The organism is Streptomyces sp. YIM S03343 (assembly GCF_054729195.1).
The window spans coordinates 7,298,095-7,315,831 of sequence record NZ_JBPUKX010000001.1 but is presented as its reverse complement, the minus strand read 5'-3'; the positions used below and the strand labels follow the sequence as shown (position 1 = coordinate 7,315,831).

Below are 17,737 nucleotides of genomic sequence, written 5' to 3'. Positions count from 1 at the left end.
ACTACTCAGTGTCGGCTACCGACCGGTGATGTGCCTTGCGTTTTCCAGGTGCGCGGTCAGGTGCTTCTGGATGCGCTCGGTCGCCTCGTCCAGCGCCTTGCGGGTGCGGCGGCCGCTGCCGTCGCCCGCCTCGAAGGGGTCGCCGAAGACGACGTCGACGCGGGAGCGCAGCGGCGGCAGCCCCTTTATCAACCGTCCGCGCCGCACAGCATTCCCCCGCCCGTCCCGCCCAGCCGTCCCCAGCACCGCGACCGGCACTATCGGCGCGCCGCTGCGGACCGCGAAGTAGGCGAGTCCGGCGCGCAGGGAGGCGAAGTCGCCCTCGCCGCGGGTGCCCTCCGGGAAGATGCCGAGCACTCCGCCGTTCTGCAGGACGCCGAGCGCCCGGGTGATCGCGTTCCGGTCGGTGCTCGTGCGGTCCACCTTCACCTGGCCGATGCCGGTCAGGAAGGGGTCGAGGGGCCCGATGAACGCTTCCTTCTTGATCAGGAAGTGCGTCGGGCGGGGTGCGACACCCATGACCATCGGGCCGTCGATGTTGTGGGAGTGGTTGACGGCGAAGATCACCGGACCGCTCGCGGGCACCTTCCAGGCGCCGAGCACCCTCGGCCGCCAGAACCCGTACATCAGGCCGACGCCTATCCGCCGCCCGACCTCGGCCCCGCGCTCCGACGGCACGCCGGCGGCGTCCTCGCGCGATGGAACTCCGGTCACTTCGCTGCCCGCTTCCCCTCGACCAGGGTGACGACGCACTCGATGACCTGCGGCAGGGTCAGCTCGGTGGTGTCCACCTCGACCGCGTCGTCCGCCTTGGCGAGCGGCGAGGTCGTACGGCTGGAGTCGGCCGCGTCGCGTGCGACCAGCGCCGCCTGGGTGGTCCGTACGTCGGAGCCCTTCAGCTCACCGCTGCGGCGGGCGGCGCGGGCCTCCGGGGAGGCGGTGAGGAAGATCTTGAGGTCGGCGTCGGGCAGCACGGTCGTACCGATGTCGCGGCCCTCGACCACGATGCCGTGCTCCGCGGTGGCGGCCAGGGTGCGCTGGAGCTCGGTGATCCGGGTGCGCACCTCGGGCACCGCGCTGACCGCGCTGACCTTGGAGGTGACCTCCTGGGTGCGGATCGGGCCCGCCACGTCCAGGCCGTCGACGCTGATCGTCGGCCCGGCCGGGTCGGTCCCGGAGACGATCTCCGGCTTCCCGGCGGCATCGGCGATCGCGGACGGGTCGTCGGTGTCTATCCCGTTGTTCACCATCCACCAGGTGATCGCCCGGTACTGGGCGCCGGTGTCCAGGTAGCTCAGACCCAGCTGCGCGGCAACGGCCTTGGACGTGCTCGACTTACCCGTGCCGGAGGGACCGTCGATGGCGACGATCACGGGCTGGGCGGCGCCGTTTTCCACGGGGGGACACCTTCCTGGTGCTGGGTGGTGGGAGCGTGCGGGGCCGCGGTGGTGCCCTGCACAAGGTTACTGGCTTCACGGACCGGCCCGGCACGAGGGCCTGTCCGGCGGATCAAGTCGGAGGAAACCGACGGGACCCATCGGCCCAGGTGAGCGGGGGTTGGTGCGTGCAGCTGCAAGGCGGAGGAGGGAGTCGACGCGACGGGGGTCCCCTGTTCGAGCGCAGCCGAGAACTCGGGGGAGTCGGCGACCGACGACAACGCCGCAGATGCGCGTGCCCAACCCGCGTCTCCGGCATGATCCGCCGGACAGGCCCTGAGCGGCCTGCGGCCCCCTCGGCCCGCCCCCTCGGCCCCGCCCCAGCCCGTACTGCGGCCTACTGCCGGATCGACCAGCCCCGCTCCCGCAGGGCCGCCGCCAGCACCGGCGCCGCCTTCGGCTCCACCGTCAGCTGCACCAGACCGGTCTGCTGCGCCGTGGCGTGCTCGATGCGCACGTCCTCGATGTTGACCCCGGCCCGCTCCGCGTCGGCGAAGATACGGGCGAGCTGGCCGGGCTGGTCGTCGATCAGCACCGCGACCACCTCGTACGTCCGCGCCGCGGACCCGTGCTTGCCCGGCACCCTGACCTGTCCGGCGTTCCCGCGCCGCAGCACGTCCTCGATGCCCCCGGCGCCCGCGCGCCGCTTGGCCTCGTCGGAGGACTGGAGGGCACGCAGCGCCTCCACGGTCTCCGCGAGGTCGGCGGCAACGTCGCTGAGCAGATCGGCGACCGGGGCGGGGTTGGCGGACAGAATGTCGATCCACATCGCGGGGTCGGAGGCGGCGATCCTTGTCACGTCCCGGATGCCCTGCCCGCACAGCCGTACGGCGGCCTCCTCGGCGTTCTCCAGGCGCGCGGCGACCATGCTGGAGATCAGGTGGGGCATGTGCGACACCAGCGCCACCGCGCGGTCGTGGGCGTCGGCGTCCATCACCACGGGCACGGCGCGGCAGTACGAGACCAGCTCCAGGGCGAGGTTCAGCACCTCGGTGTCGGTGTCACGGGTCGGGGTGAGCACCCAGGGGCGGCCCTCGAAGAGATCGCCGTTCGCCGCCAGCGGGCCGGACTTCTCACGGCCCGACATGGGATGGCTGCCGATGTACGACGACAGGTCGAGGCCCAGCGCCTCCAGCTCGCGGCGCGGCCCGCCCTTGACGCTGGCCACGTCGAGATAGGCGCGCGCCGCGCCGCGCCGCATCGCGTCGGCGAGGACGGCGGCCACATGAGCGGGCGGCGCGGCGACGACGGCGAGGTCGACGGGCTCCTCGGGCATCTCGTCCGTCCCCGCGCCCAGCGCGGCGGCCGTACGGGCCTGCTCGGGATCGTTGTCGGCGAGATGCACGGTGACGCCCCGCTGGACCAGGGCGAGCCCTGCGGAGGTGCCGATGAGGCCGGTGCCGATGACAAGTGCGGTTCTCACTGGGCGATGTCCTTGCGCAGGGCGGCCGCGGCGCCGAGGTAGACATGGGCGATGTCGGCGCGGGGCCGGTCGGACTCGATGTGCGCCAGGATCCGTACGACCCGGGGCATGGCGCCCTCGATGTCGAGCTCCTGGGCGCAGATCAGGGGGACGTCGACGATGCCGAGCTTGCGGGCGGCGGCCGCCGGGAAGTCGCTGTGCAGGTCGGGGGTGGCCGTGAACCAGACGCTGATCAGGTCGTCGGCGGTGAGCCCGTTGCGCTCCAGCACCTCGGTGAGCAGGGCCCCGACCTGCTCGTCCATGTGCCCGGCCTCGTCCCGCTCCAACTGCACGGCCCCCCGGACCGCTCGTACCGCCACGACACCGCTCCTCGCTGACATACGTGTGCACCGCGGACGTTCCGCCCCACCGGCTCACACTCCGGTTGTGCACCCCTCAGCCTAGCCAGCCCCTGCCCTGCGGCCCCAGCACGCCCGGCGGGTGAGACGACCGCCGCCGTTCACCGGTCCCGGCACCTGTGATCGGGGGCCGGGTGATCAGGGGCCGAGGCGGAAGCGACGGCACCCCGGCGACCGGGCATACTCCTGGCTGATCGCAGGCGGCGGGAAGCGGCGACGCCGTCGGCTGCCCGGTACGCCCAGCTGTCCTGCGGTGCCCGGTAGACCGGCGAGGCGCGGGCGGGCTGCCGCAGCGGGCGGGCGACACGCGTCGCTGCGGTGACGCAACGGACGAATGGCGCACCGCTGAAGGCCGAGCCCGGCAGCTTCCATTGCGGCCCGCACCACTCGCGCCGGGCCACTCGTCCGTCACCGCTCGGACCCACTCGGCCCGCGTCACTGGCGGCCCGGCCCAGGCCCGTCGGCGCCTCGCCCGCCGAGCCGGGTCGCCGGGGCAGCCGCGGCAGCCGGCCGGCCGGTCAGCGGCCCGCGGGCCCGGCGCCCGGCGCTACCGAGACAGCCGACGGTGACCCCGCTCCCGGCGGGACGCCTCACGCGTCCCAGAGTGCCCCCAAGGTCATCAGGTCGCCCCGGTGTTCGATGCGGTCCACCCAGGCCGGAGGCCAGGCGTCGTCGCCGTGGTGGGCGCCGGCGAAGGCGCCGGTCAGGCAGGCTATCGAGTCCGAGTCGCCCGAGGTGCAGGCGGCGCGGCGGAGGGCGGTGACCGGGTCGCCGACGAAGAGGAGGAAGCACAGCAGGCCCGTCGCCAGGGCCTCCTCCGCTATCCAGCCCGCGCCGGTGGCCAGGCAGGGGTCGGTCTCGGGTGAGGGGTCCTTCAGGGCGGCGCGGAGGCGGTCGAGGACGGTCAGGCACTCGTCCCAGCCGCGGGCGATGAACACCTCGGGAGACGGGTCCTGCGCGCGGGTCCACAGGTCGCCGAGCCAGGTGTGGTGGTAGCGGTTGCGGTTGTCGAGGGCGTACGAGCGCAGCAGCCCGACCAGCCCCGCGGGCTCCGCGCCCTGTGCGAGCAGCCGTACGGCGTGCGCGGTGAGGTCCGAGGCGGCCAGCGCCGTCGGGTGACCATGGGTCACCGCCGCCTGCAACTGGGCGGCGCCCGCGCGCTGTTCGGCGCTCAGGCCGGGCACGAGGCCGATAGGGGCGACGCGCATGTTGGCGCCACAGCCCTTGGAGTGGATCTGACTGGCGTCCTGCCAGGCCCGGTTCTCGTCCTTCAGCAGCGCGCAGGCGCGCAGACAGGTGTTCCCGGGCGCCCGGTTGTTGTCCGGCGACTGGTACCAGTCCACGAACTCCTCGCGCAGCGGCCGCTCCAGCCGCTTCGGGGCGAGCACACCGCGGCCCATCGCGGTACGCAGTGCGCGTGCCACCGCCAGGGTCATCTGGGTGTCGTCGGAGACGAACGCGCGCTGCGGCAGCTCCATCTCCCGCTACGGACCGCACTTGGCGAGGATCGACGGCACGTCGTTGAACTCGGTCGGGAATCCGAGCGCGTCCCCGAGGGCGAGGCCCAGCAGGGACCCGGTGGCGGCGCGCTTTCTGACACTGGTCGTGGTCATGCGGGGCTTCCTTCCCTCGGCGGGTGGAGCGGGTGCGGTCGCAGCAGGGGCGGGTGGAGCGCGGTGGCGGTGCCCGCGCGATAGAGCGCGGCCGGTTTGCCACGGCCGCCGGTGAGGCGCGCCGCGCCGGGGACCGGCTCGACGAAGCCGGGCGTGGCGAGCACCTTGCGGCGGAAGTTGGGGCGGTCGAGCGCGGTGCCCCACACGGTCTCGTAGACCTGCTGGAGCTCGCCGAGCGTGAACTCGGGCGGGCAGAAGCCGGTGGCGAGGCAGCTGTACTCCAGTTTGGCGCCGATCCGGTCGTGGGCGTCGGCGAGGATCCGGTCGTGGTCGAAGGCGAGCGGCCCGGCGGAGCCGTACGGCTGCCAGCGGGCCTGCGCCGCGTCACCGCCGCCGCGCGGCTCGGGAGCGTCGGGCAGCAGGGCGGTGAACGCGACGGACACCACCCGCATCCTCGGATCACGGCCGGGTTCGCTGTAGGTCCGCAGCTGTTCGAGACGGAGGCCGGAGACGTACGACAGGCCGGTCTCCTCGGCGAGTTCGCGCCGGGCGGCCGTCTCGGCGGACTCGTCGGGCAGCAGGAAACCGCCGGGCAGCGCCCAGTGCCCGGCGTACGGTTCCTGCCCCCGCTCGACGAGCAGGACGTGCAGCGCGCCCGCGCGCAGGGTGAGCACGGCGAGATCGACGGTGACGGCGAAGGGCTCGTAGGCGTACTTGTCGTAGCCGTCCACGTCCATGGTGGTCCGGTCCCCTCCGTCAGCGTCACGTTCCCCGGCTTTATGGTCATCATGACCAATAGTCGCTACGACTATAAATCCAGCCGGTACTGCCCGGCAAGCCCCCAGCCGCCCCCCAGCCGCCCCCCAGCCGCCCCTCAGCCGTCTCCCCCCGCACACAGCGGCGGCCGGTACCGGAGAACCCGGTACCGGCCGCCACGCGTCCGCTCACGCCCGCCAGAAGGGCGTGTCTACAGATCGACCTCGTTCATCAGCATCCCGACCTCCGTGTTGGAGAGCCGGCGCAGCCAGCCCGACTTCTGGTCGCCCAGGGTGATCGGGCCGAAGGCCGTGCGCACCAGCTTGTCGACCGGGAAGCCCGCCTCCGCGAGCATCCGGCGCACGATGTGCTTGCGGCCCTCGTGCAGGGTCACCTCGACCAGGTAGTTCTTGCCGGTCTGCTCGACGACCCGGAAGTGGTCCGCGCGCGCGTACCCGTCCTCCAGCTGGATGCCGTCCTTGAGCTTCTTGCCCAGGTCGCGCGGGATCGGGCCGACGATGTGCGCGAGGTAGGTCTTGCGCACGCCGTACTTGGGGTGGGTCAGCCGGTGGGCCAGCTCGCCGTGGTTGGTGAGCAGGATGACGCCCTCGGTCTCGGTGTCCAGCCGCCCGACGTGGAAGAGCCGGGTCTCGCGGTTGGTGACGTAGTCGCCGAGGCACTGGCGGCCCTCGGGGTCTTCCATCGTGGACACCACACCGGCCGGCTTGTTGAGCGAGAAGAACTGGTACGACTGCGTCGCCACCGTCAGTCCGTCGACCTTGACCTCGTCGCGCTCGGGGTCGACCCGGCGGCCCTGCTCGGTGACGATCTCGCCGTTGATCTCGACCCTGGCCTGCTCGATCAGCTCCTCGCAGGCACGCCGGGAGCCGTAGCCCGCGCGCGCGAGGACCTTCTGGAGCCGCTCGCCCTCCTGCTCGGCGCCCGGGAAGGTCTTCGGCAGCTTCACGTCCTTGCGGCCCGCGTACCGCTCGCGGTTGCGCTCCTCGGCCCGAGCGTCGTACTCGCGCGAGCTGCCCGGCGCCGTACGGCCGCGCCCGCCGGCGGCACCCGCGCCGCCCGCGGGCTGCTTCGGGCCGCCCTTGGCACCGCCGCGCGCCGCACCGCCGCGCCCGGACTTGGGGCCTTCCTGGGTGGCGCCGGGGCCCACGTCGTAGCGGCGCTCCTCGGGGCGGGGCTTGCGGGGACGGCCCTGCCCCTGCCGGTCGTCCCTGTTGTTGCCGGCACCGCGGTAGTTGCCGCGCCCACCGCTCTTGCCGCTGCCGCTGCTTCGCATCAAAATTCCGTCGTCGTAGTGGTCGTAGTCGTCGTACTGGTCGAGCTGGTCGGACCGGACCTCGTGGTCGGACCGGTCCTCGTGGTCGCCGGACCGTCGTCGTCCGCGTCCGGGTCGAACGACGGCACGCCCTCCTGGGTCTCGGCCTCGATCGCCTCCGCCTCCGGCAGGAACGGCGCGAGCTCCGGGAGTTCGTCCAGACCGCGCAGGCCCATCCGCTCCAGGAAGTAGTTCGTCGTCCTGTACAGGATCGCACCTGTTTCGGGTTCCGTGCCCGCCTCCTCGATCAGCCCGCGCTGGAGGAGGGTGCGCATCACACCGTCGCAGTTGACCCCTCGTACGGCCGAGACACGGCTGCGGCTCACCGGCTGGCGGTACGCCACGACGGCGAGCGTCTCCAGCGCGGCCTGGGTGAGCCGGGCGTGCTGGCCGTCGAGCACGAAGCCCTCGACGGCCGGGGCGTACTCGGCGCGCGAGTAGAAGCGCCAGCCGCCGGCGACCAGCCGCAGCTCGAAGCCGCGGCCCTGGGCCGTGTACTCGTCCGCCAGCTCCCGCAGCGCTTCCCCGATCCGCCGCTTGGGCCGCTGGAGTATTTTCGCCAGGTGCTCCTCGGTCGCGGGCTCGTCCACGACCATCAGGACGGCCTCCAGGGCAGGCTTGAGGTCGAGGCCGGCGACATCGCGCTGTCCGGCCGGTGCGTCGGTGGTCTCCCCGCTCATGCCGTCTCCTCCTGACTCCCCTGCTGCTTCCCGGACCGTTCCTCAGGCCCCTTGGGCTCCTCGGGCGGCCGGTCGAACTCGCCCGTCACGGTGGGCGTCTCGTCCCCGTCCCCGCCCGTCCAGCGCACGGTCAGCTCGCCGAGGGCAATCTCCTGGTCGAGGGCGACCGCCTTCTCCCGGTACAGCTCCAGCAGCGCCAGGAAGCGGGCGACGACGGTGAGGGTGTCGTCGGTGTCCTCGACCAGTGTCCGGAAGCTCACCTCGCCCAGCTCCCTGACCCGCGCCACGACGATCGCGGCCTGCTCCTGCACGCTGACCAGCGGTGCGTGGATGTGGTCGACGTAGACCTGGGGTCTGGGTCTGGGCTGCATCGCCTTGACGGCGAGCTGGGCGAAACGGTCCGGACCGATGCTGATGACGACCTCGGGCAGCAGCTCGGCGTGGTGCGGTTCCAGTCCCACGGTACGGGGGTACCGGCGGGCCTCCTCGTCCAGGCGCCGGTTGAAGATCTCGGCGATCTGCTTGTAGGCGCGGTACTGGAGGAGCCGGGCGAAGAGCAGGTCCCGGGCCTCCAGCAGCGCCAGATCGGCCTCGTCCTCGACCTCGGCGGCGGGCAGCAGCCGGGCCGCCTTCAGATCGAGCAGGGTGGCGGCGACCACCAGGAACTCGGTGGTCTCGTCGAGATCCCAGTCCGCGCCCATGGCCCGGATGTACGCCATGAACTCGTCGGTCACCTTCGACAGGGCGACCTCGGTGACGTCCAGTTTGTGCCTGGAGATCAGCTGGAGGAGCAGATCGAACGGCCCCTCGAAGTTCGCGAGCCGCACCTTGAAGACACCGTCACCGTCCGGCACGGCGTTGCCATCCGGCGCGGTGTCGCCACCCGGCGCAGCGCCACCGTCCGGTTCACCGGCAGAACCGGCACCGGACGCACCGCCGTCCGCTGCGGATCCCACGGCGGAAGATCCCCCCGGCGACTCCGCCCGACTCCCGGCACCCGCCTCGGCCTCCACCGCCGCCGGCGGCCCGGCCACGACGACCCGGGCCTCGGCGCGTTCCACCGCCCCAGGACGCGCCGCCCCCTCGGGCTCACGCGGCTCCACAACGACCCCGGCCTCCGGCTGCGACCCGGCACCATCCGCCTCGGGTTCCGGGGAGTCCTCCAGGCCGCCACCCCCGGCACCCGCCCCCGCCCCCACGGGCGCCTGGTGCATCAGGGGGGACACCGGCTCGCGGGTCTCGGTCGGTGTCGTCGCGGGGTCAGGGGACGGTGCGGGACGAGGCGTGGCCGGGGCCGCTCCCGGGCCCCGGCCCAAAGCGCGTCTGCGGCCGGGGGGCGGGGTGGGGGTGTCGTTCGAGGTCATGGCCCCCGCAGGCTACCGCTAGTGCCTCGGCAGGCAACGTTTGCCCGTGAAGGAGCGGCGTCCGGTGCGTGCTCTCGGCGTGCCGGCCGGAGGCCCTCGTACTGGACGTACTTGGGTCTTCGGCCGGTGCGGCGAGCGGGGGTCCCCCCTGCTCGAAGAGCTTGGGGGAGCGTGCCGGGCGTCGCGACGGGGCGAACGTTGCCTGTCGCGGCACTACCGTCCGCGCAGTCGGCGTACGAGGATGCTGGCGTCCCCGCGGCTCTCCAGGTCGGCGAGGACGACGGCGACCGCCTCGCGGACGATACGGCCGCGGTCGACGGCCAGCCCGTGCTCACCGCGCAGCACCAGGCGTGCGTGCTCGAGGTCCATGAGTTCCTCGGCGGAGACATACACGGTGATCTTCTCGTCGTGCCGCTCACGGCCGCTGGGCCGCCGGGCGGCGGCCCTCCCCCGCTTGCGGGGCTGCTCGGCGGCAGCCGCGGCCGCCGCGGCGTCCGGCGGTGCCGGGCGGCGCCCGGTGCGCTCCGCGGCGCGGCTGCGCGACTCGGCGGTGTCGGCCCCTTCGGACTCCGCCGCCACATGCTCGGCGCCCTCGCCGTCGCCGCCCTGCACGGGTACGGCCTGCGGCGCGTCCGGCGCCTCGGCGGGCGCGGAGGCGTCGCTCTCCCCCGCCGGGCCCGGCACCCGGGCCTCGCCGTTGACCGGGCGCCGGGGAGCGGACGGCTGGAGCGCCATTCCCCCTGTCGTACGGAACAGTTCGTCGGCCCCCGGCAGACTCACTCGGCGTGACACCGGGCGAGCACCTCCCTGGCGAGCTGGCGATAGGCGGCGGCGCCGACGGAGTTGGAGGCGTACGTGGTGATCGGCTCGCCGGCGACGGTGGTCTCCGGGAAGCGGACCGTGCGCCCGATGACCGTGTGGTAGACGTGGTCGTCGAACGCCTCGACGACACGTGCGAGCACCTCACGGCTGTGCACGGTGCGCGAGTCGTACATGGTGGCGAGGATCCCGTCGAGCTCCAGCTCCGGGTTGAGCCGCTCCTGGACCTTCTCGATGGTCTCGGTGAGCAGCGCGACACCGCGCAGCGCGAAGAACTCGCACTCGAGGGGGACTATCACCTTGTGCGCGGCCGTCAGCGCGTTGACGGTCAGCAGGCCGAGCGAGGGCTGGCAGTCGATCACGATGTAGTCGTAGTCGTCCATCAGCGGCTTGAGGGCCCGCTGCAGCGTGGACTCGCGCGCGACCTCGGAGACCAGCTGGACCTCGGCGGCCGACAGGTCGATGTTGCTGGGCAGCAGGTCCATGTTGGGGACCGCTGTCTTCAGCAGGACCTCGTCCGCCGACATGCCCCGCTCCATGAGCAGGTTGTAGACGGTGAGGTCGAGCTCCATCGGGTTGACACCGAGACCCACCGACAGCGCGCCCTGAGGGTCGAAGTCCACGAGCAGCACACGGCGTCCGTACTCCGCGAGCGCGGCACCCAGGTTGATGGTCGACGTGGTCTTGCCCACGCCGCCCTTCTGGTTGCACATCGCGATGATCTTCGCGGGTCCGTGGTCCGTGAGCGGGCCCGGGATCGGGAAGTACGGCAGCGGGCGTCCGGTCGGTCCGATGCGCTCACGGCGCTGGCGGGCCGCGTCGGGCGCGAGCGTGGCCGCGTACTCCGGGTCGGGCTCGTACTCGGCGTCGGGGTCGTAGAAGTGCCCGTCGGGCAGTTCGTCGTAGTCGGCGAAGTGGTCGCGGGGCGCGCCACTCCCGTCGCCGGCCATGGCGTTCACGTGATGACCATCCATGCTCTGTGCTGTCCGGGTCGCCTGAACGAGACTCTGGTGGGCCGCGAAGGTACGCACCGCGACGGAGCCGACAGCCTCGAACCCCGCGGGGCCCTGGGCCCGTACCGGCGTTCCTGGTTGACCACCCCCGGGAGAAAATGTCGACTCATTCACAAGTCGTCTTACCTCCTTGGTGACCAGGAAACTTCTAGACAGGTCAGCGTGACACCATGCCGACGGTTGGCGACTCTATGGCGTGTCGGGCATCCGCAGCAACACAATCCGCCGGACCCGGCCCGATGTGTCGGCATTGAAACATCCCTCTGTCAAGGGCGTACGACCGTCGCACGGCAGGTTTCGCCGGTGCGTGATTCGACCGAAGAGCCGTGTTCGAGGCGAGTTGACCGAGTGCGGCAAAGTGACCATACACACATCCGGCCGGACCTTGTCGGGCAAGATCCGGCCGGTTGAGCGCGGTTGACGAGTCGTGTTGACGAATCGCCTTGACCGCAAGGTGACTTGAAATCGATCCTGCGAGCGGCCCGCGAAGGGCCGTTCCCGGTACGGCCGTCAGCCGAGCGCCGTCAGCCGAGCAGGGTCTCCAGCTCGATGTGCTCCAGGCCGTGCGCCTCGGCGACCTCGCGGTAGACCACCTTGCCGTCATGGGTGTTGAGACCCTTGGCCAGCGCGGGGTCGCGGCGCAGCGCCTCCACCCAGCCGTTGTCCGCGAGTTCGACGATGTACGGCAGCGTGGCGTTGGTCAGCGCGTGGGTGGAGGTGTGGGGCACCGCGCCGGGCATGTTGGCGACGCAGTAGAAGACCGAGTCGTGGACCTGGAAGGTCGGCTCGGCGTGGGTGGTCGGGCGGGAGTCCTCGAAGCAGCCGCCCTGGTCGATCGCGATGTCGACAAGGACACTTCCCGGCTTCATCCGGGAGACCAGCTCGTTGGTGACCAGCTTGGGGGCCTTGGCGCCCGGGATGAGCACGGCGCCGATGACGAGGTCGGCCTCCAGGCAGGCCTTCTCCAGCTCGTAGGTGTTGGAGACGACGGTCTGGATCCTCGTGCCGAAGATCCGGTCGGCCTCCTTGAGCTTGTTCAGGTCCCGGTCGAGCAGGGTCACATGGAAGCCCATGCCGACGGCGATCTGCGCGGCGTTCCAGCCGGAGACGCCGCCGCCGATGACGACGGCCCGCCCGGCCCGCACGCCCGGGACACCGCCGGGGAGCACACCCCGGCCGCCCGCCGGACGCATCAGGTGGTAGGCGCCGACCTGCGGGGCCAGCCGGCCCGCGACCTCGGACATCGGGGCGAGCAGCGGCAGCGCCCGGCTCGGCAGCTCGACGGTCTCGTACGCGATCGCCGTGGTGCCGGACTCCACCAGGGCGTCGGTGCACTCCCGGGAGGCGGCCAGGTGCAGATACGTGAAGAGGGTCTGGTCCTTGCGGAGGCGGTGGTACTCCTCGGCGATGGGCTCCTTGACCTTCAGCAGCAGGTCGGCGGTGGCCCACACCTCGTCGGCCGTCTCCAGGATCCCGGCGCCGGCGGCCACGTACTCGTCGTCCGTGATCGACGAACCGACGCCGGCGGCGCGCTCGATGACGACCTGGTGGCCGTGGCGCACCAGCTCGTGCACGCCGGCGGGGGTGATGGCCACGCGGAACTCGTTGTTCTTGACCTCGCGGGGGATGCCGACCTTCACGTCGATCACGGTCCTTGGCTCAGAGGGTTTGGGGTGTTGCACCGCATACCGGGCAAGGGTGAGCACACCGGGATGCACCGCAGGAGAAGGTGCGGCGGAGCCAGTCTAATGAAGGCGTTCTCCGTGTCTAGCCTTTCTTTGCATCAATCTTTAGGGGATGTACTACGGATTTCGCAGGTGTTAGCAGCGTGTTCCGGCCGCGAGCCGGTCTTCCGGTCCTCCTGGGCCTCCTGGGCCTTCAGGTCCCGCCGGTCCGCCTGGTCCTGCCGACCCGCCTCGTTCCCCGGGCGCTTCTGGCGCCTCTGGCTCTTCGGACTCTCCTGGCCCTCGTGGTGCTCGTCGCTCCCGTGGTTCTCATCCCTCCCGTGGTTCTCGTCGCTCTCGTGGTCCTCCTGGAGCTCCGGGAACTCCTCACCCAGCATGCGCTCGGCCGCCTGGCGGTGCAGCCGTGCCGCGGCGGGGTCGCCGAGGCGCTCCAGGGTGTCCGCGAGCCGCAGCTGGAGCGCGGCCTGGAGCCGGACGTCGTCGGCACGCCGGGCCCATTCGGCCGCCTCCTGGCAGGTGCGCAGCGACTCCTCGGGGCGCCCCGCGTACTCCTGCACCCGGGCCAGCTCGCTCAGCGCCCGCGCCTGTGCCGCGAGATCGCAGTCCTTGCGGTACCCGGCGACGGCGGCCCGCCAGTTGCGCTGCGCCTCGCCGTAGCGGCCCGCGTAGGTGTGGGCGGCGGCGATCCTGCCGTAGAGCCGGGCGGCCTCGGCGCGCTCGTCCCGGGCGAGCCGCTGGGCGAGGGCGCGGCCGAACCAGTCCGCGGCCCGGTCGTTGTCCCCGAGTTCCAGATGGGCGCCGCCCACGGATTCCATCGCGCGGCCGGTCGCATACGGATCCTTCGCCTCACGTCCGGCGTCCAGCGCCGCGCGATAGCGCAGCAGCGCCTGTGCCGTACGGCCGGTGCGGGCGTCCAGGTCGGCGAGGTTCAGCAGGGCGGCGGCCTTCTCGCGGGGCAGGCCGCGGCGCTCGGCGACGTCCAGCACCAGCTGGTGGATGCCGTACAGGTCGGGAGCGGCGGCCTGGGTGCCGAAGTGGGCGACCATGGCCCGCACCAGCTGGGACATCAGCCGCCTGGCGAGGGTGTCGACCTCCCCGTCGGCGACGGCGAGCCGGGCCGCGGCCAGCAGGGCGGGCCTGCGCAGGGTGAGCCAGTCGGCGGCGGCCCGGGGGGTGGGGAAGCGCAGCGAGCGCGGCATGCCGAGCAGCTTGGCGCGGGCGTGCGGGCTGTCGGTCTCGGTGATCGCGCGGCAGGACTGGAGCAGCCGGACATTGCGCTCCAGCATCCGGGCGCGGGCGAGCTGGAGCTCGCCGGGCCGGTCGTGGGCCGCCGCGAGCCGCTTCAGGGAGGGCAGCAGGCAGCCGGGGACCTCGTACTGCGGCAGCGGCGAGTGAACGGCGTGCAGCAGGCCGAGGGCGGTGAACTCGTCGAGGGTGGTGCGGGCGGTGCCGACGGAGCAGCCCGCGAGGGCGGAGGCGGTGTGCGGGTCGACGAGGCCGGAGGGGGCGAGGGAGAGCAGCCGCAGCATCCGGGCGGCGGGGGCGGGCAGGGTGTCGTGGACGAGCCTCAGGACCCGGCCGAAGGGCGCGCCGCCAGGTTCCTCGTCGAGGTCGGCGTGCAGCCGTTTGGCGAGGTCGGCGACGGCCGCCTTGGGGCGGGCCGCGAGCCAGCCGCCGGCCAGTACCAGGGCGGTGGGCTGCGCCTGGCACTGCTCGACGAGGCCCTCGGCGGTGCGCGGGTCGACGGTGATGCGCACCGAGCCGATGCGCCGGGACAGCAGTTCCAGAGCCGACTTGGTGTCCAGGCCGCCCAGGGTGCAGGGGCGGACGTCCGGGATGCCGGTCAGCGGACCCGCGGCGACCGCGACGACCAGGCAGCCGGCGTTGTCGGGGAGCAGCGCGTCGACGTGGTCGGCGCCGGGCGCGTCGTCCAGCAGGAGCAGCATCCGGCGCTCGGCGAGGGCGTCGCGCAGGGTCCCGGTGAGCTCGTCCTCGTCGGCTCCGGCGGGCGCGGTCAGCTCCAGGGCGGTGAGCAGGTCGCGGGCGGCGCGCTCGACGGGGACGGGGGTGCCGTCGGGTTCGCCCAGCCGGGCGCGCAGCACACCGTCCGGGTAGTCACCGGCGATCTGCCGCACCAGTTCCTCGGCGAGGGCGGTACGTCCTGAGCCGGGGCGGCCCGCGATGAGGAGCACGCGGGCGCGGGGCGCCTTGCGGCCGGCCAGGGTGTCCAGGCCCGCGCGCGCGATGTCGGCGCGCAGGTCCTTCAACTCCCTTGTACGGCCCAGGAAATCACTCTCCGGCACAGGGGGTTCCGGCCGCCGCGCGCCGACTGTGTCCACCGCCTGATCCGTCACGGGCCACGCTCCCGTCCCACCGCGCGCACGGGAGGGGGCCGGTCATCCGGTCCGGGGGGTGCGCGCCTGCTGCTCGGCTCGCTCGCCGCACCTGCGGCTCACTCGCGTCGAGCCTAGTTCACGCTCTGCAACACCCTGCGCGCAGCGCGACAGCCACGCGCCCCACATCCCCCGATCGGATCATCCGATGGTCACACCACCGCCGCAGCCCGTACCGGAAGGGTTTTTCGCCCCCGCCGCCCCTTCCCGTCCCGACCCGGGGGCTCCGCCCCCGCACCCCCGCTCCTCAAACGCCGGAGGGGCTGAATTTCAGCCCGTCCGGCGTTTGAGGACGAGGCCCGAAGGGCCGACAAGCGGGGGTATGGGGGCGCAGCCCCCAGGGACGGGAACGGAAGGGGCGGCGGGGGCGAACCCACCTTCAGGCTGCGAAGGGCCGCGCCGGCCACGGTGCGTCCGCCGGCCGCAGGGCGTCGAGACCGTCTCCGGCCCGCGCGGCGACCAGCGAGAGAACACCGACGACCAGGCAGTTGTTGTGCAGCTCGCCCGCAAGGACACCGCGCACCAGCTCGTCCACCGGCACCCGCGCGTACTCCAGGTCGATCTCCTCATGCTCGGGCTCGAAGCGCTCGCCGTCCGCCGAGGACAGATCGCGGGCCAGGAAGATCCGTACCGACTCGTCGCAGCCGCCGGGGGTGGTGTAGACGTCGGTCAGCACCCGCCAGTCCTCGGCCTTGACGTGTGCCTCCTCGTACAGCTCACGCTGCGCGGCGGCCAGCGGGTTCTCGCCGGGCACGTCCAGCAGCCCCGCGGGCACCTCCCAGAGCTTGTGGCGCACGGGGTGCCGGTACTGGCGGATCAGCAGGACCCGGTCCTCCTCGTCGAGGGCGAGGACGCCCACGGAGCCGGGGTGCACCTGGTAGTCGCGGCGTACGACGGACCCGTCGGGCATGACGACCTCGTCCGTGCGGACGGAGGTCTTGTTACCCGTGAAGGGGGTCTCCATCGCCCGGATCTCCCACTCCTCGGGAGTGTCCTTGATCGTCATACCCTGTCCTTCCACGTGCAGAAACAAGCCGGGGTGCGCACCTTTGAAGGTATGCACCCCGGCAACCGTACTACCGGTGTGTCACTCGGAATTCTTCTCCTCGCCCGCCACCGGACGCCCGTCACCCGCCGCCCGCTGCCGCTCCACGGCCGCCTTGACCAGGCCCGCGAACAGCGGATGCGGACGGGTCGGCCGCGAGCGCAGCTCGGGGTGGGCCTGGGTGGCGACCAGATAGGGATGGACGTCGCGCGGGTACTCGACGTACTCGACGAGCTTGCCGTCCGGCGAGGTGCCCGAGAAGACGATGCCGGCCTTCTTCTCCAGCTCCGCGCGGTAGGCGTTGTTCACCTCGTAGCGGTGGCGGTGCCGTTCCTCGACGTACTCCTTGCCGTCGTGGACCTCGCGCACCAGGGACCCCTCGGCCAGCTTGGCCGGGTACATGCCCAGCCGCATGGTGCCGCCCATGTCGCCCTCCCCGGCCACGATGTCGAGCTGCTCGGCCATGGTGGAGATCACCGGGTGGGAGGTGCCCGAGTCGAACTCGGTGGAGTTGGCGTCGGTGATCCCGGCCAGGTTGCGCGCGGCCTCGATCACGATGCACTGGAGGCCGAGGCACAGGCCGAGCAGCGGGATCCGGTTCTCGCGGGCGTAGCGGATGGCGCCGACCTTGCCGAGCACACCGCGGTCGCCGAAGCCGCCGGGGACACAGATGCCGTCGACGTCGGAGAGCTGCGCCTCGGCGCCCGCCGGGGTCTTGCAGTCGTCCGAGGTGACCCACTTGATCCGCACCCGGGCCCGGTGGGCGAAGCCGCCCGCGCGCAGCGCCTCGGTGACCGACAGATACGCGTCGGGCAGGTCGATGTACTTGCCGACCAGGGCGAGGGTGATGTCATGGTCGGGCTTGTGGACCCGGTCGAGCAGGTCGTCCCAGGTCGTCCAGTCCACGTCACGGAAGGGCAGGTCCAGCTTGCGGACCACATAGGCGTCCAGGCCCTCGCGGTGGACGGTCTTCGGGATGTCGTAGATCGAGCGGGCGTCGGGACACGCGACGACGGCGGCCTCGTCGACGTCGCACATCAGCGAGATCTTGCGCTTGATCGCGGTCGGCACCTCGCGGTCGCAGCGCAGCACGATGGCGTCCGGCTGGATGCCGATGTTGCGCAGGGCGGCGACGGAGTGCTGGGTGGGCTTGGTCTTCAGCTCGCCCGAGGGGCCGATGTAGGGCAGGAGCGAGATGTGCACCACGAACACGTTGTCCCGGCCGACCTCGTGCCGCAGCTGGCGGACGGTCTCCAGGAACGGCAGCGACTCGATGTCGCCGACGGTGCCGCCGACCTCGGTGATGACCACGTCCACCTCGTCCGTGGCCATCCGGCGGATGCGATGCTTGATTTCGTTGGTGATGTGCGGGATGACCTGCACCGTGTCACCCAGGTACTCGCCCCGTCGCTCCTTGGCGATGACGGTCGAATAAACCTGGCCTGTGGTGACGTTGGCGGAGCCGTCCAAGTCGCGGTCAAGGAAGCGCTCGTAGTGTCCGATGTCCAGATCGGTCTCCGCGCCGTCGTTGGTGACGAACACCTCACCGTGCTGGAAGGGGTTCATCGTGCCCGGGTCCACGTTCAGATACGGATCGAGCTTCTGCATCACGACCCTGAGGCCGCGCGCCTTGAGCAGCATGCCGAGGCTGGAGGCCGTCAGGCCCTTGCCGAGAGAGGAGGCGACACCCCCGGTGACGAAGATGTGCTTGGTCGTCGTGGCTGCGCTGTTTCGAAATGCAGGGGGCGGCATGGCCAAAGCGGGGCTCCCGTGGTCGCG

14 protein-coding genes and 1 pseudogene are annotated in these 17,737 nt (G+C 72.1%); all 15 read right to left on the bottom strand.

Annotated elements, in window-relative coordinates; genetic code table 11:
* Positions 1 to 15 precede the first annotated feature (15 nt).
* The 15 genes and pseudogenes from ACSYGN_RS32315 to ACSYGN_RS32245 all read right to left on the bottom strand — a co-directional run bounded on the left by ACSYGN_RS32315 (position 16) and on the right by ACSYGN_RS32245 (position 17,710).
* Entirely contained in the window at positions 16 to 753 is a 738-nt protein-coding gene (locus ACSYGN_RS32315) for a lysophospholipid acyltransferase family protein (RefSeq protein ID WP_460401905.1), read from the bottom strand.
* A complete protein-coding gene (gene cmk / locus ACSYGN_RS32310; protein ID WP_460401903.1) occupies positions 711 to 1,397 on the bottom strand; it encodes a (d)CMP kinase in 687 nt (228 codons plus the stop codon). Before cmk ends, ACSYGN_RS32315 begins: the two co-directional genes overlap by 43 nt.
* A gap of 376 nt (positions 1,398 to 1,773) precedes the next feature.
* Positions 1,774 to 2,859: a prephenate dehydrogenase gene (locus ACSYGN_RS32305; RefSeq protein ID WP_460401901.1), complete on the bottom strand. Its 1,086-nt coding sequence runs from the start codon at positions 2,857 to 2,859 to the stop codon at positions 1,774 to 1,776.
* Positions 2,856 to 3,218 (bottom strand): chorismate mutase, encoded by a 363-nt coding sequence (gene aroH, locus ACSYGN_RS32300; protein ID WP_460401899.1) that lies wholly within the window; start codon positions 3,216 to 3,218, stop codon positions 2,856 to 2,858. The genes ACSYGN_RS32305 and aroH overlap by 4 nt, the downstream gene beginning before the upstream one ends.
* A 629-nt stretch (positions 3,219 to 3,847) precedes the next feature.
* Positions 3,848 to 4,870, bottom strand: a pseudogene (locus tag ACSYGN_RS32295) (ADP-ribosylglycohydrolase family protein).
* Positions 4,867 to 5,607, bottom strand: a complete 741-nt coding sequence (locus tag ACSYGN_RS32290) for an NUDIX hydrolase (RefSeq protein ID WP_460401897.1) — start codon at positions 5,605 to 5,607, stop codon at positions 4,867 to 4,869. Before ACSYGN_RS32290 ends, ACSYGN_RS32295 begins: the two are co-directional and overlap by 4 nt.
* A 230-nt stretch (positions 5,608 to 5,837) precedes the next feature.
* Entirely contained in the window at positions 5,838 to 6,920 is a 1,083-nt protein-coding gene (locus ACSYGN_RS32285) for a pseudouridine synthase (protein ID WP_460401895.1), read from the bottom strand.
* The gene (gene scpB, locus ACSYGN_RS32280) at positions 6,920 to 7,639 is read right to left on the bottom strand and encodes an SMC-Scp complex subunit ScpB (RefSeq protein WP_460401893.1); all 720 of its coding nucleotides are present in this window, start codon (positions 7,637 to 7,639) and stop codon (positions 6,920 to 6,922) included. Before scpB ends, ACSYGN_RS32285 begins: the two co-directional genes overlap by 1 nt.
* Positions 7,636 to 9,003: a segregation and condensation protein A gene (locus tag ACSYGN_RS32275; protein ID WP_460401891.1), complete on the bottom strand. Its 1,368-nt coding sequence runs from the start codon at positions 9,001 to 9,003 to the stop codon at positions 7,636 to 7,638. The genes scpB and ACSYGN_RS32275 overlap by 4 nt, the downstream gene beginning before the upstream one ends.
* Before the next feature lie 213 nt (positions 9,004 to 9,216).
* Positions 9,217 to 9,795 carry a hypothetical protein gene (locus ACSYGN_RS32270; protein WP_460401889.1) on the bottom strand — a complete coding sequence of 193 codons (579 nt, stop codon included), beginning with the start codon at positions 9,793 to 9,795 and terminating at the stop codon, positions 9,217 to 9,219.
* Entirely contained in the window at positions 9,780 to 10,772 is a 993-nt protein-coding gene (locus ACSYGN_RS32265) for a ParA family protein (RefSeq protein WP_460403873.1), read from the bottom strand. The genes ACSYGN_RS32270 and ACSYGN_RS32265 overlap by 16 nt, the downstream gene beginning before the upstream one ends.
* 587 nt (positions 10,773 to 11,359) lie before the next feature.
* Positions 11,360 to 12,484, bottom strand: a complete 1,125-nt coding sequence (gene ald, locus ACSYGN_RS32260) for an alanine dehydrogenase (protein WP_460401887.1) — start codon at positions 12,482 to 12,484, stop codon at positions 11,360 to 11,362.
* Between the two features lie 134 nt (positions 12,485 to 12,618).
* Positions 12,619 to 14,874 carry an AAA family ATPase gene (locus ACSYGN_RS32255; RefSeq protein WP_460401885.1) on the bottom strand — a complete coding sequence of 752 codons (2,256 nt, stop codon included), beginning with the start codon at positions 14,872 to 14,874 and terminating at the stop codon, positions 12,619 to 12,621.
* A gap of 418 nt (positions 14,875 to 15,292) precedes the next feature.
* Positions 15,293 to 15,919: an NUDIX domain-containing protein gene (locus tag ACSYGN_RS32250; protein WP_460401883.1), complete on the bottom strand. Its 627-nt coding sequence runs from the start codon at positions 15,917 to 15,919 to the stop codon at positions 15,293 to 15,295.
* Positions 15,920 to 16,000: 81 nt separating this feature from the next.
* On the bottom strand, positions 16,001 to 17,710 hold the full coding sequence (locus ACSYGN_RS32245) for a CTP synthase (protein ID WP_460401881.1): 1,710 nt from the start codon (positions 17,708 to 17,710) through the stop codon (positions 16,001 to 16,003).
* Positions 17,711 to 17,737: the final 27 nt, after the last annotated feature.

Bases quoted from the DNA above. Each gene is read 5' to 3' on its own strand.
- ACSYGN_RS32290 (WP_460401897.1), bottom strand. From the start codon at position 5,607: ATGGACGTGGACGGCTACGACAAGTACGCCTACGAGCCCTTCGCCGTC.
- ACSYGN_RS32285 (WP_460401895.1), bottom strand. From the start codon at position 6,920: ATGCGAAGCAGCGGCAGCGGCAAGAGCGGTGGGCGCGGCAACTACCGC.
- scpB (WP_460401893.1), bottom strand. From the start codon at position 7,639: ATGAGCGGGGAGACCACCGACGCACCGGCCGGACAGCGCGATGTCGCC.
- ACSYGN_RS32275 (WP_460401891.1), bottom strand. From the start codon at position 9,003: ATGACCTCGAACGACACCCCCACCCCGCCCCCCGGCCGCAGACGCGCT.
- ACSYGN_RS32265 (WP_460403873.1), bottom strand. From the start codon at position 10,772: ATGGCCGGCGACGGGAGTGGCGCGCCCCGCGACCACTTCGCCGACTAC.
- ACSYGN_RS32250 (WP_460401883.1), bottom strand. From the start codon at position 15,919: ATGACGATCAAGGACACTCCCGAGGAGTGGGAGATCCGGGCGATGGAG.
- ACSYGN_RS32245 (WP_460401881.1), bottom strand. From the start codon at position 17,710: ATGCCGCCCCCTGCATTTCGAAACAGCGCAGCCACGACGACCAAGCAC.